12 protein-coding genes are annotated in these 14554 nt (G+C 71.5%); 1 reads left to right on the top strand and 11 read right to left on the bottom strand.

The window, feature by feature from the left end; translation table 11 throughout:
- Nucleotides 1-183: 183 nt before the first annotated feature.
- The 9 genes from IE142_RS19965 to IE142_RS19925 form a co-directional block, all read right to left on the bottom strand.
- Nucleotides 184-1023: an HAD family hydrolase gene (locus tag IE142_RS19965; RefSeq protein ID WP_191887009.1), complete on the bottom strand. Its 840-nt coding sequence runs from the start codon at nucleotides 1021-1023 to the stop codon at nucleotides 184-186.
- Nucleotides 1020-2297, bottom strand: coding sequence for a serine--tRNA ligase (gene serS / locus IE142_RS19960; RefSeq protein WP_191887008.1), 1278 nt, complete (start codon nucleotides 2295-2297; stop codon nucleotides 1020-1022). The genes IE142_RS19965 and serS overlap by 4 nt, the downstream gene beginning before the upstream one ends.
- A 559-nt stretch (nucleotides 2298-2856) precedes the next feature.
- A complete protein-coding gene (gene pheA, locus IE142_RS19955) occupies nucleotides 2857-3789 on the bottom strand; it encodes a prephenate dehydratase (protein WP_043382422.1) in 933 nt (310 codons plus the stop codon).
- Nucleotides 3790-3869: 80 nt separating this feature from the next.
- Nucleotides 3870-5198: an iron uptake transporter deferrochelatase/peroxidase subunit gene (gene efeB, locus IE142_RS19950; RefSeq protein ID WP_191887007.1), complete on the bottom strand. Its 1329-nt coding sequence runs from the start codon at nucleotides 5196-5198 to the stop codon at nucleotides 3870-3872.
- An 8-nt stretch (nucleotides 5199-5206) separates the two neighbouring features.
- A complete protein-coding gene (locus tag IE142_RS19945; RefSeq protein ID WP_191887006.1) occupies nucleotides 5207-7264 on the bottom strand; it encodes a copper resistance CopC/CopD family protein in 2058 nt (685 codons plus the stop codon).
- A gap of 13 nt (nucleotides 7265-7277) precedes the next feature.
- A complete protein-coding gene (locus tag IE142_RS19940; protein ID WP_191887101.1) occupies nucleotides 7278-7751 on the bottom strand; it encodes a copper chaperone PCu(A)C in 474 nt (157 codons plus the stop codon).
- Nucleotides 7752-7816: 65 nt separating this feature from the next.
- Nucleotides 7817-8467 carry an SCO family protein gene (locus IE142_RS19935; protein WP_191887005.1) on the bottom strand — a complete coding sequence of 217 codons (651 nt, stop codon included), beginning with the start codon at nucleotides 8465-8467 and terminating at the stop codon, nucleotides 7817-7819.
- 126 nt (nucleotides 8468-8593) lie between these two features.
- Nucleotides 8594-9352: a YcnI family copper-binding membrane protein gene (locus IE142_RS19930; protein ID WP_191887004.1), complete on the bottom strand. Its 759-nt coding sequence runs from the start codon at nucleotides 9350-9352 to the stop codon at nucleotides 8594-8596.
- 184 nt (nucleotides 9353-9536) lie between these two features.
- Nucleotides 9537-10385 carry a hypothetical protein gene (locus tag IE142_RS19925; RefSeq protein WP_191887003.1) on the bottom strand — a complete coding sequence of 283 codons (849 nt, stop codon included), beginning with the start codon at nucleotides 10383-10385 and terminating at the stop codon, nucleotides 9537-9539.
- A 233-nt stretch (nucleotides 10386-10618) separates the two neighbouring features.
- On the opposite strand from IE142_RS19925, the gene IE142_RS19920 reads away from it, so the two are divergent.
- On the top strand, nucleotides 10619-11074 hold the full coding sequence (locus IE142_RS19920; protein WP_191887002.1) for an ATP-binding protein: 456 nt from the start codon (nucleotides 10619-10621) through the stop codon (nucleotides 11072-11074).
- 148 nt (nucleotides 11075-11222) lie between these two features.
- Here the strand turns inward: IE142_RS19920 and IE142_RS19915 are convergent, their stop codons facing one another.
- Nucleotides 11223-12716, bottom strand: a complete 1494-nt coding sequence (locus tag IE142_RS19915; RefSeq protein ID WP_191887001.1) for an aminopeptidase P family protein — start codon at nucleotides 12714-12716, stop codon at nucleotides 11223-11225.
- A gap of 132 nt (nucleotides 12717-12848) precedes the next feature.
- Nucleotides 12849-14294: a PP2C family protein-serine/threonine phosphatase gene (locus IE142_RS19910; RefSeq protein WP_191887000.1), complete on the bottom strand. Its 1446-nt coding sequence runs from the start codon at nucleotides 14292-14294 to the stop codon at nucleotides 12849-12851.
- Nucleotides 14295-14554 lie beyond the last annotated feature (260 nt).

The following is a 14554-nucleotide window of genomic DNA, read 5'->3' as shown; positions in this document are numbered from 1 at the left end:
GAGGCCGGACGGCACCGGCGAATCGGGCAGCCGCTTCGAGCACGCCGGCCGTCCCTCGCGAGACACCTGGCGTGGGCCGCCCGACGGGGACGCCGGCGCCGTCCGGACCGTACGTGATGCGGCGTTTCCACGCCCCGGGACCGCCGACAGCCCCGGGCAGATCACGGACGGGGGACGGCGGCGTCAGGCCGACAGCCGCTCCAGCACCACCGCGATGCCGTCCTCGTCGTTGGAGGACGTCACCTCGTCGGCCACCGCCTTCAGCTCCTCGTGGGCGTTGGCCATCGCCACGCCCCGGGCGGCCCAGCCGAACATCGGGACGTCGTTGGGCATGTCGCCGAAGGCGATCGTGTCCGCGGCCTTCAGACCGAGCCTGCGCGCCGCCAGCGACAGCCCGGTGGCCTTGGACAGCCCCAGGGGCAGCAGTTCGACGATGCCCGCGCCGGCCATGGTCACCGTGACGAAGCCGCCCGCCGTACGCCTGGCGGCCTCGGCCAGTTCGTCGTCCGACAGGGTCGGATGCTGGATGTAGATCTTGTTCAGCGGCGCCGACCACAGGTCTGAGGCATCGGTGAACGGCACTGCGGGCAGGTTGCCCCCGACCGAGTAGCCCGGGCCGACCAGGACGTCGCCGTCCAGGCCGTCACGGCTCGCCGCGAGGTACAGCGGCCCGGTCTCCGCCTCGATCTTGGCCAGCGCCACCCCGGCCAGCTGGCGGTCCAGCGTGACCGAGGTCAGCAGCCTGTGCTCCCCGGCGTGGTAGACCTGCGCGCCCTGACCGCAGACGGCCAGTCCGTCGTAGCCGAGGTCGTCGAGGATGTGCCGGGTCCACGGAACCGCGCGGCCGGTGACCACGATGTGGGCCGCGCCCGCCGCGGTGGCCGCGGCGAGCGCATCCCGGGTCCGCTGCGAAATCGTGTCGTCGCCGCGCAGCAGCGTGCCGTCGAGATCGGTGGCGATCAGCCGGTACGGGAATCCCGGGGCGTTGGCGTCGAACGCCGCGACGGAGTCGGTGTCACTCACTTGGCCACCGGTTCCAGGACCTCCCGGCCGCCCAGGTACGGGCGCAGCACCTCGGGCACGCGCACCGACCCGTCGGCCTGCTGGTGGTTCTCCAGGATCGCCACGATCGTGCGCGGCACGGCGCACAGCGTGCCGTTCAGCGTGGCCAGCGGGCGCACCTTCTTGTCCTCGCGGACGCGGATCGACAGCCGGCGGGACTGGAACTCGGTGCAGTCCGAGGTCGAGGTCAGCTCCCGGTACTTGCCCTGGGTCGGGATCCAGGCCTCGCAGTCGTACTTGCGCGACGCGGAGGAGCCCAGGTCGGCGGAGGCCACGTCGATGACCCGGAACGGCAGCTCCAGCGACGTCAGCCACTGCTTCTCCCACTCCAGCAGGCGCTGGTGCTCGGCCTGCGAGTCCTCCGGGAGGACGTAGGAGAACATCTCGACCTTGTCGAACTGGTGCACGCGGAAGATGCCCCGAGTGTCCTTTCCGTGCGAGCCCGCCTCGCGGCGGAAGCAGGGCGAGAAGCCGGCGTAGCGCAGCGGAAGGCGGTCGGCGTCGATGATCTCGTCCATGTGGTACGCCGCCAGCGGCACCTCCGACGTGCCGACCAGGTACAGGTCGTCCTTGTCGAAGTGGTAGACGTCCTGCGCGGCCTGGCCGAGGAACCCGGTGCCGGCCATCGACTGCGGGCGCACCAGCGCCGGCGTCAGCATCGGCGTGAAGCCGGCCGCCGTGGCCTGCGCGATCGCCGCGTTGACCAGGGCAAGCTCCAGCAGCGCGCCGACGCCCGTCAGGAAGTAGAAGCGCGAACCGGAGACCTTGGCGCCGCGCTCGACGTCGATGGCGCCGAGCAGCTGGCCCAGCTCCAGGTGGTCCCGGGGTTCGAAGCCCTCGGCCGCGAAATCGCGGTGCGTGCCGTGCGTCTCCAGCGTGACGAAGTCCTCCTCGCCGCCGACGGGGACGTCGGGGTGGACCAGGTTGCCGAGCCGCTGGAGCAGTTCCTGGGTCTCGGCGTCGGCCGCGTCGCGCTCGGCGTCGGCCGCCTTGACGTCGGCGGCGAGCTGGCTCGCCCGCTTCAGCAGCTCGGCCTTCTCGTCCCCGGAGGCCTTGCCGATGAGCTTGCCCAGGCCCTTCTGCTCGGCGCGCAGCTCGTCGAAGCGGACGCCGGACGACCTGCGCCGCTCGTCGGCAGACAGGAGGGAGTCGACGAGCGCGACGTCCTCTCCACGGGCGCGCTGGGACGCGCGCACACGGTCGGGGTCCTCACGGAGCAGGCGAAGGTCAATCACGCGGTCAAGGCTACCGGTGTGCGGTGACGGGTCTCGACTCACTATTGCCGATCGCGGGTCTCGCATTCCGTTTTGTGGGTATTGCCCGTTGTGTACACCTCGTGTGGCTCGTCAATAAATGGTGTCCCATTCCCTGGAACGAGCCAGTCGGCGGGCGGCGGATTGACCGGATTTCCCTGTGGAGGAGGGGACTTGGGAGGTGGGAGTCCACCGAAATCCACAACCTGGAAAAGTTATCCACAGGCTGTGCGAAAGATCTGTGGACTCACGAAATTGATCATTCCTGATTCCGGGAGAGGGTCGGCTCAAACCCTTCACATGCCCGCTTTCGAGTGGAAACGGGGCACCCGGTGTCACTCCGGAGTATGGCGGGCGAGAAGCAGGTGGACAGAGGGTGACCTGCGACTCTGTGGGCGAAGTGAGGGCATGTGGGGCGATTTGTCGACTGAATGGCGGTTCGTTGTCGACTTGTCCCCAGGTCGAGAAGCGGACCTGTGGATAACTTCTGTGGACAACGACAATCAGCAGGTACGACGTACGACTGGCCGATTCCGACCGGTCAGAAACGGCCGTCCTGACAGCGCGCCACCCAGTCCGCCGCCGCGACGAAGTCCTCGTCCGAGGTGCCCGGCCGCAGCGGGTCCACGTCCGCCGGTGTGACCTCCGCCCGCGGGTACGACCCGAGGTAGCGCACCTGGAGACAGGACCGCTTGAGACCCATCAGGGCATCGGCGACCCGGCGGTCGGAGATGTGTCCCTCGGCGTCGATGCAGAAGCAGTAGTTGCCGATGCCGGCACCGGTGGGCCGGGACTGGAGCAGCATCAGGTTGATGCCCCGGGTGGCGAACTCGCCCAGCAGGTCGCGCAGGCCGCCGGGGTGGTCGTCGCGCTGCCATAGCACGACGGAGGTCTTGTCCGCGCCGGTCGGGGCCGCGGGCCGGGCCGGACGGCCCACCAGCACGAAGCGCGTCTGGGCGTTCTCGGCGTCGTGGATGTCGGACTCCAGCACCTCCAGGCCGTAGCGGCCCGCGGCGAACTCGCCGGCGAAGGCCGCGTCGTACCGGCCTTCCTGTACCAGGCGGGCGCCGTCCGCGTTGGAGGCGGCCGACTCCCAGGCGGCGTCCGGAAGGTGGGCCTTGAGCCAGTTGCGTACCTGGGGCTGGGCCGCCGGGTGGGCGGTGACCGTCTTGATGTCGGACAGCTTGGTGCCCGGGCGGACCAGCAGCGCGAAGGTGATGGAGAGCAGCACCTCGCGGTAGATCATCAGCGGCTGGCCGGCGACCAGCTCGTCGAGGGTCGTGGTGATGCCGCCCTCGACGGAGTTCTCGATCGGCACGAACGCGGCCTCGGCCTCGCCGGTGCGCACCGCGTCCAGCGCGGACTGGACGGACACGTACGGGACCAGCTCCCGTGTCGCCGTCTCCGGGAGTGTGAGCAGGGCGACTTCGGTGAAGGTGCCTTCGGGACCGAGATACGCGTAACTGGCTGGCATGTCCTCACCCTAATGGGCCCCGGGAGGGGCGGCTGACGCATCTCGCGCGGGCCCCCTCCCCGGGGTGAAGCGCGGCCGGTTCACCCCTCCAGAAGCCGTTGGCCCACGTACTCTCCCTCCGCGGCCCCGCCCGGCACCGCGAACAGTCCGCTCGCCTCGTGCCGGATGAACTGCGACAGGGCGTCCCCCCGGTCCAGCTTGCGCTGCACCGGGACGAAACCGCGCAGCGGGTCGGCCTGCCAGCAGATGAAGAGCAGCCCGGCGTCCGGGACACCGTCGGCGTCGAAGCCGTCGTGGTAGGAGAAGGGACGCCGGACCATGGCCGCGCCGCCGTTCTGGTCGGGGCGGGTGATGCGGGCGTGGGCGTTGATGGGGACGACCAGTCTGCCCGCCTCGTCCGTCTTCTCCAGATCCATCTCGGTCGTCTCGCTGCCCCCCGACAACGGCGCCCCGTCGGACTTGCGGCGCCCGATGACGTCCTCCTGGGCCTTGAGGGAGAGCTTCTCCCAGTCGTCGAGCAGCATGCGGATGCGGCGTACGACGGCGTAGGAGCCGTTCGCCATCCATGCCGGCTCGTTCTTCCCGTCCTTCCCGGGGTTCTGGGGGACGAAGATTCGCTGGTCGAAGTCGGCGTCGGACGGTTTCGGGTTGCGGGTGCCGTCGACCTGGCCCATGAGGTTGCGGGCCGTCATGGGGTGGGCGGTGGCGCCCGGCGAACGGTTGAAGCCGTTCATCTGCCAGCGGACGCGGGCGGCCGATCCGGCGTCTTTCTGGATCGCGCGCAGGGCGTGGAAGGCGACCAAGGCGTCGTCGGCGCCGATCTGCACCCAGAGGTCGCCGTCGCTGCGGTTCTTGTCGAGGTGGTCGGAGGAGAAGTCGGGCAGCGGGTCGAGCGCGACCGGGCGCTGCTTCTCCAGGCCGGTCCGCGCGAAGAAGCTGTGCCCGAAACCGAAGGTGACGGTCAGGGAGGAGGGTCCCGCGTCCCGGGCCACGTCCGTGTCGCCCGACCCGGCCGGTTCGCCCGCCATCAGCCGCCGCGCGGTGTCGGACCAGCGGCGCAGCAGCGCGGCGGCCTCCTTGCGGCCGGCGCCCGCCGCCAGATCGAAGGCGACGAGGTGGCCGCGGGCCTGCATCGGTGTGGTGATGCCGGGCTGATGTTTCCCGTGAAACATCACCTGCTCGCTCCCCACCGAGGTGAGCGGAGTGACCGCCGAGGAGGAAGCGGCGGCGTAGCCGGCGGCGGCGCCCGCCGCGCCGAGTACGAGCCCGGTGGCACCGGCGGTGCCGAGCAGCCGCCGTCGTGAGATGCCCGCGCGGGCGGTGTCCTGGGTGTCGACGGGCCCGGGTCCACCGGGCGTCCCACTGGTCGCCTCGGGGGTGCGGGCGTCCGGGACGGACTGGTCAGCCATGGTGCGGTTCAGCCGATCTGCGTGTTCTTGAGGACGGTCACCTGGTCGATGTCGGAGGTCCGTACGGTCACGGCGACCTCCCAGTCGCCGACGATCGGGATCTGCACCCCGCTCGCCGACCAGTGGCCGGTGGTGATGTGGTCGGGGACGACGGGCAGTGGCCCGATGTCCTTGGCCTTCTGGGTTAAGGCGACCTTCACCTCGGGGATGTCGAAGGCGTCGCCGTTCGGGCGTTCGACGTAGAGGTGCAGGTCGTTGGCGCCGACGCGGGCGGGGTCGAGCTCGACCCGTACGACGCCCTTGCCGTTCTGGCCGCCGGTGTCGAAGGGCATGTCCAGGGTGACAGCCCCGGAGGCGGGGGAGGACGCGGCGGCGGAGGACGGGTCGGCGGCCTTGGCCTCCTCCTCGGTCCGTCCCGGCTCGGTCTGGGTCAGAACGGTGGTCACGGCGAGCAGGACGACGGCGACACCCGCCTCGGTGAGCACGGAGCGCCGTAGTCCGAAGCGCTGCGGATCGGCGTCGCGTTGCCGTTTCCGCCGGGCGGCGTCCACGGCCGCGCGCTGCCGCGCGAGCTGGGCGGCGCGTCGGGAGTCACCGGAGCCGGTCACCGCTACGGCTGCTTTTCCTGAGCCCGTTTCCGTGCTCTTGCCGGAGCCTGTCCCCGCGCTCGCGCTCTTCGCCGCCGCGTACGTCGTCCCGGCTGCCTCCGCCTCCTCCGGCCTCACTGCCTTCTCCGGTGTCCCGGCCTTGTCGGTCTTCCCCGCCTTGGAGCCGACCTCTGCCCCGACTCCCTCTTCCTCCGTCGTCCCCTCCCGCTGACGGGCGACCGCAGGCACCGCCTCGGCCAGCCGCGCCGTCCACCGCCGCGACAGGTAGGCGATGCCGACCAGCACGGCGACGAGCCCGATCTTGACGAGGAGCAGCTGCCCGTACCGCGTGTCGGTGAAAGCCGTCCAGGAGCCGAGCTGGCGCCAGGACTGGTAGGTGCCGGTCACCACCAGCGCGACCACGCTGCCGAAGGCGACGCGTGAGAACCGGCGTACGGCGAGGGCGGGCACCGGTGTCTCGGCGGGTGCCCGGTACAGGGCGACGAGCAGGGAGATGAGCCCGCCGAGCCAGGCGGCGACGGCGAGCAGGTGGACGACGTCGACCGGCATGGCGATGCCCGCCTGGAGGCCGACGGAGGCGTGTTCGGACATCGCCCAGGTCGCGGCGAGGCCCGCCGCCACGACGGTCCCGCCGACCGCGAGCCCGAAGGTGAGGTCCCGCTTCTCCTCGTCCTCCCGCTTTTCGTAGGCCCCGAAAAGCACCGCGACGAAGAGGGCGGCCGCCGCGAGCAGCAGCAGCCGGGAGACCAGGGCGGCACCGGGCTTGGTCTGCAGCACCTCGCCGAGCAGGCTCAGGTCGAACACGTCACCGAGCTTGCCGGAGCTCGTGTAGGAGCCGCGCAGCAGGAGCAGCAGCAGCGTGGCGGCGGTCAGCGCGAGCCAACCGGAGACGACGAGTCGCTGTACGGGCCGAACTCCGCAGCCGCGCGGCCAGCAAGCGAGGACGAAGGCGGCGCCGCCCACCAGCACGGTGAACCCGGCGTACGAGACGTACCGTCCGAGCCCGTAGAGCCAGCCGACGGTCCCGCCGCCCGCGTCGGTGCCGTAGACGGAGACGGAGGTCTCGGACGGGGCACCGATGGAGAAGGTGTAGGCCCCGGCGACGGGGTGGCTGTCGGCGGAGACGACCTGGTAGGTCACCGTGTACGTGCCGTCAGGCAGCCCGGCGTGCAGCTTCACGGTGTACGTCGTGCCGCCGGTGCCGGACGGCCTGCCCTGGTCGACGCGCTTGCCCTTGGGGTCCAGGATGCGCAGTGAGTCGTCGTCCATGGAGACCGACTCGGAGAAGGTGAGCGACACCTGGGCCGGAGCATTGTCGACCACCGCCCCCCGCTGAGGGTCGCTGCCGGTGAGCGCGGCGTGCGCGGAGGCCGGTCCGGCGGCGGCGAGCAGTGCGCAGGCCGCGGCCAGGAGCAGCAGCACCAGGGTCCGGACGCGCGGGGCGATGGTCTGCGTCAAGGTGGTCCCTCCCTCAGTGTCCGGAGTGCCCGTGGGCGGGCTGATAGGTGGCCGCCTTCACGGGGAGCTGGACCGTGACGGGGTCGGAGTGGGCGAAGTGCAACTCGACGGAGACCGTCTGGCCCTGCTTGGGCTGCTGCTTCAGCTTCTCGAACATCAGGTGGTTGCCGCCGCTTTCGAGGACGAGTTCGCCGTGGGCGGGGATGGGGAGGCGGTCGACCTCCTTCATCGTCCCGTCGACGGTCTCGTGCACGGTGACGTCACCGGCTTCGCTCGTCACGGAGGTCAGTTCGTCCTCGGCGTCGCCCGAGTTGGTGATCGTGAGGAATCCCGCCGCCATCGAGTCCGAGATTGGCTGCGGCATGTAGGCGGCGTCGACGGAGAGCTCGGCGCCGGAGCCGGACGAACCCGAGTCGGAACCGCCGCAGCCGGTGAGGACCAGTGCGCCGATCACCGTCACGGCCCCGAGAGCGGGGCGGCCCCTCATGCCCCTGATGGCCTTCGCCTTCATGCCTGTCGCGACCCTCGCGACCCTCGTGCCGTTGGTGCCCCTCACGGGTTCTCCCCCTTGACGAGCTCGGGGAGGTCCTTGGTGTAGTCCTCGACGGTGGCGTCCTCGCCGTACAGCACGTAGCCCGCGTCGGACTTGGGGGAGAAGGCGACGACCTGGGTGCCGTGCGTCGAGACGATCTTGCCGTCCTTGTCCTTGGTCGGCGGGTCGATGGAGATGCCGAGGGTGCGGGCGCCGGCCTGGATGGTGTCGAAGTCGCCGGTGAGGCCCACGATCTGCGGGTCGATGCCCTTGAGCCACTTGCCGAGCGCGGCCGGGGTGTCCCGCTCCGGGTCGGTGGTGACGAAGACGATTTGAAGCTCGTCCTGCTCGGCCTGGGACAGCTGCTTCTTGGCGACCGCGATGTTGTTCATGGTCAGCGGGCAGACGTCGGGGCAGTGGGTGTAGCCGAAGTAGACCAGGGTGGGCTTGCCGGCGGTCCGCTCGCGCAGGTCGTACTCCTTGCCCTGGGTGTCGGTGAGTACCAGGTCGGGCTTGTCGAACGGCTTGTCGAGGACGGTGGCGGCCTGTTGGCCGGTGTCCTCGGAGACCACGGTGACGGGCTTGTCGCTGTCGGCGCCGCTGCCGCACGCGGTCAGGGTCAGGGCAGTGGCGGCGAGCAGGGCGGCCGCGGCGAACTTCTTCTTGCGCATAGGAAAATGTCCCAGATCTGAGGTGCTCGGGTGCGCGCCGGGGCCGTCACAGCGACGGGTGCCCGGCGCGCACCGGACGAATGGATGTGCCGGCGTGGTCACGTCGGCACACCGGCGCGGGCGTGGTTACGCCGCCGCACCGGTGTCGCGGCGGCGGCCGGCCAGCACGCCGTACGCGACGCCCGCGGCGCCGACGACGATGCCGACGATGCCGAGGACCCGGGCGGTGGTGTCGCTGCCGTCGCCCGAGCCGGAGTCGGACGCGGCGGTGCTGTCGGCGGCCGCGTTCTGCGCGGCCGCCTCGGTGTCGTCGCCGGCCTTGGCGCCCGACGCACCGTGGGCGTCGTCCTCGGCGGCGGACAGTTCGAGGACGGGAGCCGGGGTCTCGGGCTCTTCCTGGCCCTCCTGCGGCACCTCGATCCAGCGCACGACCTCCTTGTTGGAGTACGTCTGGATCGCCTTGAACACCAACTGGTCGGTGTCCTCGGGCAGGGCGCCGAGCGAGACGGGGAACTTCTGGAAGAAGCCCGGCTGGATGCCTTCGCCGTCGGCCGTCCAGGTCACCTTGGTGACGGCCTCGGTGAGCTGCTTGCCGTGCGACTCGAGCGGCTTGTCCAGCTTGGACTTGGTGACCTCGGCCTTCCAGCCGGGGACCGGCTGCGGCATCACGGACGCCAGCGGGTGGTCGGTGGGGAAGTTGATCTCCAGCTTGGTGGTGGAGGCGTTGTCGCGTTCGTTGGGGACCTTGAAGCCGACGGTCGCGTAGCCGCCCTTGGCGGCCGCGCCCTCCGGCTGCACGCTGACGTGCGCGAAGGCGGGGGCGGACAGGGCGAGGACGGCGATGCCGGAGACGGCGCCGGCGGCGGTGATACGGGAAGCCTTCATTGGACGGAGCACTCCGCTTCGAGTGGGTCACCGGTACGGGGCCGGTGACGGGTGTCGGACGACGGGAGGGATGAGCGCACGCGCGCGTGCCGCACGACGGCGGCCCCTCCGTACTCCGGCCGGCGGGCGGGAGCCCGTGCGAGCCGAGGCCCGTGGCGGAAGCGGTTGCGGTGGTCGCGTCGTGTCAGGCGGCGAGGGCGAGCGCGCCGCTCGGCGGACCGCGCCTGATCACCGTGTGCTGGAGTGCGGTGGCGCACGGCCGCGGCGGTACCGGCTGGGCGGCGCGCGGCGGGCGCGGACCCGTGCCGGGAGCGCCGGCGAGCCCGGCGTGCAGGGCGCGCACCAGGGAGAGCGCCGCGCGCAGGGCGCGTACGAACGCCGCTTCGGCCACCGAGTGGGCCGACTGCGCCGACAGTTCGACGAGCCGGGCCAGGGCCAGGTCGCCGCGGCGCAGCAGCCAGCCGGCGGCCAGGGCGGCGAGGACGTGGCCGAGCAGCATAGGCAGGGACGGCAGCAGGGAGGCCGAGGGACCGGCCAGTGCGTCGGCGGGGAGGTGCGCGGCGCCGGACTGCGGGCCGGCGGCCGGGGCGATCCGCGCGTCGGTGAGGATGCGCTGGGCCTCGGCCGGACTGATCGCCGCCGCGGTGCTCCCGCAGACCAGCCGTGCGGCCTGCTGGACCAGTGAGGCGTCGGACAGTGCGCCGGATCCGCCGGTGGCCGCGTCGGCCGTGCCGGAGGCGGTGACCGCCGTGGTGCCGTGCTGGCCCAGCCCGAACAGGGCGTGCAACGCGGTCTGGCCGACGGTGAGCAGCACCGCGATGCCGGGCAGTGAGCGCTCACGTCCGGCGAGCGGCGCGGCGACCACGACCGCCCCGAGGAATCCCGCGCCCAGCGACCACAGCGGAACGCCGGCGCAGGAGGCGAGGGTGTGTCCCGCCGCGGCCAGCACGACGCAGACCGCGGCGAACACCGCGGCCCGCAGGATCCGGAGATCGTTCCCGGAGCGCGCCGTTGGCGGGTGGGGGGCAGTCATGGCGGCCTCATCATCGCACTGGCGCTCCCCGCCCCGTACGGCAGGTCCACAAGATGCCGTACGACCGGAAGGGAACGGGAAGATCACTCTCTGGTGCGAGTCGTCCCACATACACCGATCGGCGGCAGGGACGCATCCGCCGTTCGGGCGGTGCGACGCGGACACCGCGCTTACGTCCGGGCACGGGGGGCAATACGTAACGGTATGTCGAGCCGCGGCCGGGAGGCTGGAGCATGAGCATCTGGTGGTCACTCCATCTGCGGCGCGAGGCTGCGAGCGTGCCCCTGGCCCGCCGGCTGCTGATCGGCACCATGGAGACCGCGGGCGTCGACCCGGACATCTCCTTCGACCTCTCCGTGGCCCTGAGCGAGGCCTGCGCCAACGCCGTCGAGCACGGCGGCGACGACGAGCCGGGCTGCCCCTCCGAGGCGTACCGCGTCACGGCCTACCTCGACGGCGAACGGTGCCGGATCGAGGTCGCCGACACGGGTCCGGGATTCTCCGCGTCCGCCCCGGGCGGGACGGCCCGCCCGGTGTCCGGCGACGCGGAACACGGCCGGGGCCTGTGCCTCATCCGGGAACTCGCCGACCACGTGCACATCGGCGGCGAGCCGGGACGGGCGGGTGCCGTGGTGAGCTTCGACAAGATCCTCAAGTGGCGCGAGGACGCTCCTTTGGTGGCGGTGTGACCCAAACGTTTGCCACCTGTAGGTAACAGGAGCCGTTCCGTAAGCCCCCGGACACGCCGTTCCGCGGGCCCACGGGTACGCCGATCACGGGCCCCGGGTACGCCGACGGCCGGGCACCCGCGCGGTACCCGGCCGTCGTGCGCGGAGGTCAGCCCTTCAGGCCCGCCATCCACTCCTCGACCTCGTCCGACCGGCGCGGCAGCCCGGCGGACAGGTTCCGGTTGCCGTCCGCGGTGACGAGGATGTCGTCCTCGATGCGGACGCCGATGCCCCGGTACTCCTCGGGCACGGTCAGGTCGTCGGCCTGGAAGTACAGGCCCGGCTCGACGGTGAGGACCATGCCGGGCTCCAGCGTGCCGTCGACGTACGTCTCCACGCGGGCGGCCGCGCAGTCGTGGACGTCCATGCCGAGCATGTGGCCGGTGCCGTGGAGCGTCCAGCGGCGCTGCAGCCCGAGCTCCAGCACGCGCTCGACCGGACCCTCCACCAGACCCCACTCGACGAGCCGCTCGGCCAGCACGCGCTGCGCGGCGTCGTGGAAGTCGCGGTACTTGGCGCCCGGCTTGACCGCCGCGATGCCGGCCTCCTGGGCGTCGTACACGGCGTCGTAGATCTTCTTCTGCAGCTCGGTGTACGTGCCGTTGATCGGCAGCGTGCGCGTGACGTCCGCCGTGTAGTACGTGTGCGTCTCCACGCCCGCGTCGAGCAGCAGCAGGTCACCGGAGCGGACCGGGCCGTCGTTGCGGACCCAGTGCAGGGTGCAGGCGTGCGGGCCGGCGGCGCAGATGGAGCCGTAGCCGACGTCGTTGCCCTCCACGCGCGCGCGGAGGAAGAACGTGCCCTCGATGTAGCGCTCGCTGGTCGCCTCGGCCTTGTCGAGGACCTTCACGACGTCCTCGAAGCCGCGCACGGTGGAGTCGACGGCCTTCTGCAGCTCGCCGATCTCGAACTCGTCCTTGACCAGGCGGGCCTCGGACAGGAAGACGCGCAGCTCCTCGTCGCGCTCGGCGGTGACCTTGTCGGTCAGGGCCGCCTCGATGCCGGCGTCGTGGCCGCGCACGACGCGCACGGGACCGGTGGCCTCGCGCAGGGCGTCGGCCAGCTCGCGCACGTCGGAGGCGGGGATGCCGTACAGCTTCTCCGCCTCGGTGAGGGAGTGCCGGCGGCCGACCCACAGCTCGCCCTGACCGTCCAGCCAGAACTCGCCGTTCTCGCGGTCCGAGCGCGGCAGGAGGTAGATCGTCGCGGTGTGGCCGTCGCCCTTGGGCTCCAGGACCAGGACGCCGTCCTCGGTCTGGTTGCCGGTGAGGTACGCGTACTCGACCGAGGCGCGGAAGGAGTACTCCGTGTCGTTGGAGCGGGTCTTCAGGTTGCCCGCGGGGATCACCAGGCGCTCGCCGGGGAAGCGGGCGGACAGCGCGGCGCGGCGGGCGGCGGTCTCGGCGGCCTGGGCGATCGGCTCCAGGTCGTGCAGCTCCGTGTCGGCCCAGCCGGACTTCATGTTCTCGGCCAGCTCGTCGGACACGCCCGGGTACAGGCCGTTCTTGCGCTGCTTGATGGGTTCTTCGGCCTCGGCCGGGACCTCCGGGTCCGCTGCGTCGGCAGCAGGATCGGATACTGCCGGGTTGAGCTCCTCCGCCACGGTCATCCTCCTAGATACGGCACTGGACCACCTCCATCGTACGGTCGTACGGAAGGGGGCCCAGGGGCGAAGGGCCTGTTACAGGGAGGCACTACCGTCCGTTATCCGTGGTGAGCCCGGTGCAGGCGTCCGTTAATCGAACCGAATCGCCAGCAGGGCCACGTCCTCCGTCGAGTCCGCCTCGGCCCTCCCGTCCGGCAGCACGGTGCGCAGGACGTGCTCGGCGACGGCGTCCGGATCCTGGCGCGCGGATCGCGGAACGCCGGCCGCCGCCGCGTGCAGCCGGGCGAAGGCACGGTCGGCCGGGTCGCCGGTGCGGTGCAGCAGCCCGTCGGTGTACAGCAGAACCGTCTCTCCCGGTTCGGCCTGCACCTCCGCGCTCGGTGCCTCCCAGCAGGCGAGCATGCCCAGTGGCGCGGAGACGGAGGTCTCCACGAACGCGGTACGCCGCTCTCCGATCAGCAGCGGCGGGCTGTGTCCGGCACCGGCCAGCGTGATCCGGCGCAGCGCGGGCTCGCAGTAGCCGAACAGGGCGGTGGCCGAGCGGGCGGGCTCGGTGAGCCGCAGCAGCAGTTCGAGGTCGGACAGGACCGCGACCGGGTCCTCGCCCTCCATCACGGCGTACGCCCGCAGGGAGGCGCGCAGCCGTCCCATCGCGGCGACAGCGCCGGGGCCGGACCCGGTGACGGACCCGACGGCGAGACCGAGCGCGGCGTCCGGCAGCGGCAGGGCGTCGTACCAGTCGCCGCCGCCGCGCGGACCGGTGCGGTGCCGGACGGCGAGCTGGACGCCGGGCACCCTCGGCAGCCGGGAGGGCAGTAGTTCCTCGGCCAGGGTCGCCATGGACGCGCGGGTGCGCTCGACTTCCAGCAGCCGGGCCAGGTGCGGTACGGCGTGCCGGGTGTAGAGGCCCGCGAGGTGGCGCCGGCGTTCGTCCGGCTCGGCGGGTTCGTCGTAGAGCCAGACGGCGGCTCCCAGGCGCGCGGTGCCTTCGGCGCGCTCGGCGGTCAGCGGGAGCGCGTAGCTGGCGGCGTAACCGAGGCGGGCGGCGACCTCGCGGTGTCGGGGGTCGAGTCCCGTTCCGGCGAACAGGTCGGGCTCGGCGAGTCCGTCCTCGCCGACCGGCAGCCCGTCCAGAATCCGCCCGTGGCCCAAGGCACTTCTGGGCACGGTCTCGATGTGGCCGAGGTCGGCGCGGGCGAACCCGAGGCCGATGGTGGTGTCGGGGCCCAGACCGTCGGCCGGTTCCAGGGTGACGAGACCGCGCCGGGCGCCCACCAGGGCGGCTCCGGCGCGCAGCAGTTCCTGAAGGCCATCGGCCAGGGAGTCCGTACGGGCCAGGCGCTCGGCGAGTTCGTGCAGGGTGGTGAGGTCCGAGACCCAACCGGCTAGCCGGTCCTGGAGCAGGGCGCTGGGGGCGCAGGGGGTGTCCGGGACCTGTGTGACGTCTGCGGTGTCCGTGACGTCGTCCTGCGGCGTGGCCGGAGTGGTGCCCGGTGAGGCGGACAGGACAGTGTGTGCGGGGGCCGGAACCGTTGAATCGATTCCGGCCACTTTCGCAGGGTGCGGGGCGTTCATGGCGTCCGGCCTTCCGACCGGCGCCTACTGCTCAAAAGCATCGCAAACCCCCATGTCATTCTGCGCCGCCAGCAGTGTCTCCACATGTACACGCACTCGTAAGGAGATGTCCAGCATTGTCCTGCTGGGATTCCTGGTGTCCGTAGGGCGCGAGTGTCTTCTTGCAGACCTCTTGCGGAAAATCCAAATTGGCTTGAAACTGCCCCGGAGGACGCCTTGTTGCGGTCGACTGGGGGTGCTTTACGGAGCGTCACAGCGGT

Source organism: Streptomyces mutabilis (assembly GCF_014649815.1).
Classification (GTDB): Bacteria; Actinomycetota; Actinomycetes; order Streptomycetales; family Streptomycetaceae; genus Streptomyces; species Streptomyces mutabilis.
Note: the sequence above shows the minus strand (reverse complement) of the source record. Positions and strands in the feature narration are given on the sequence as shown.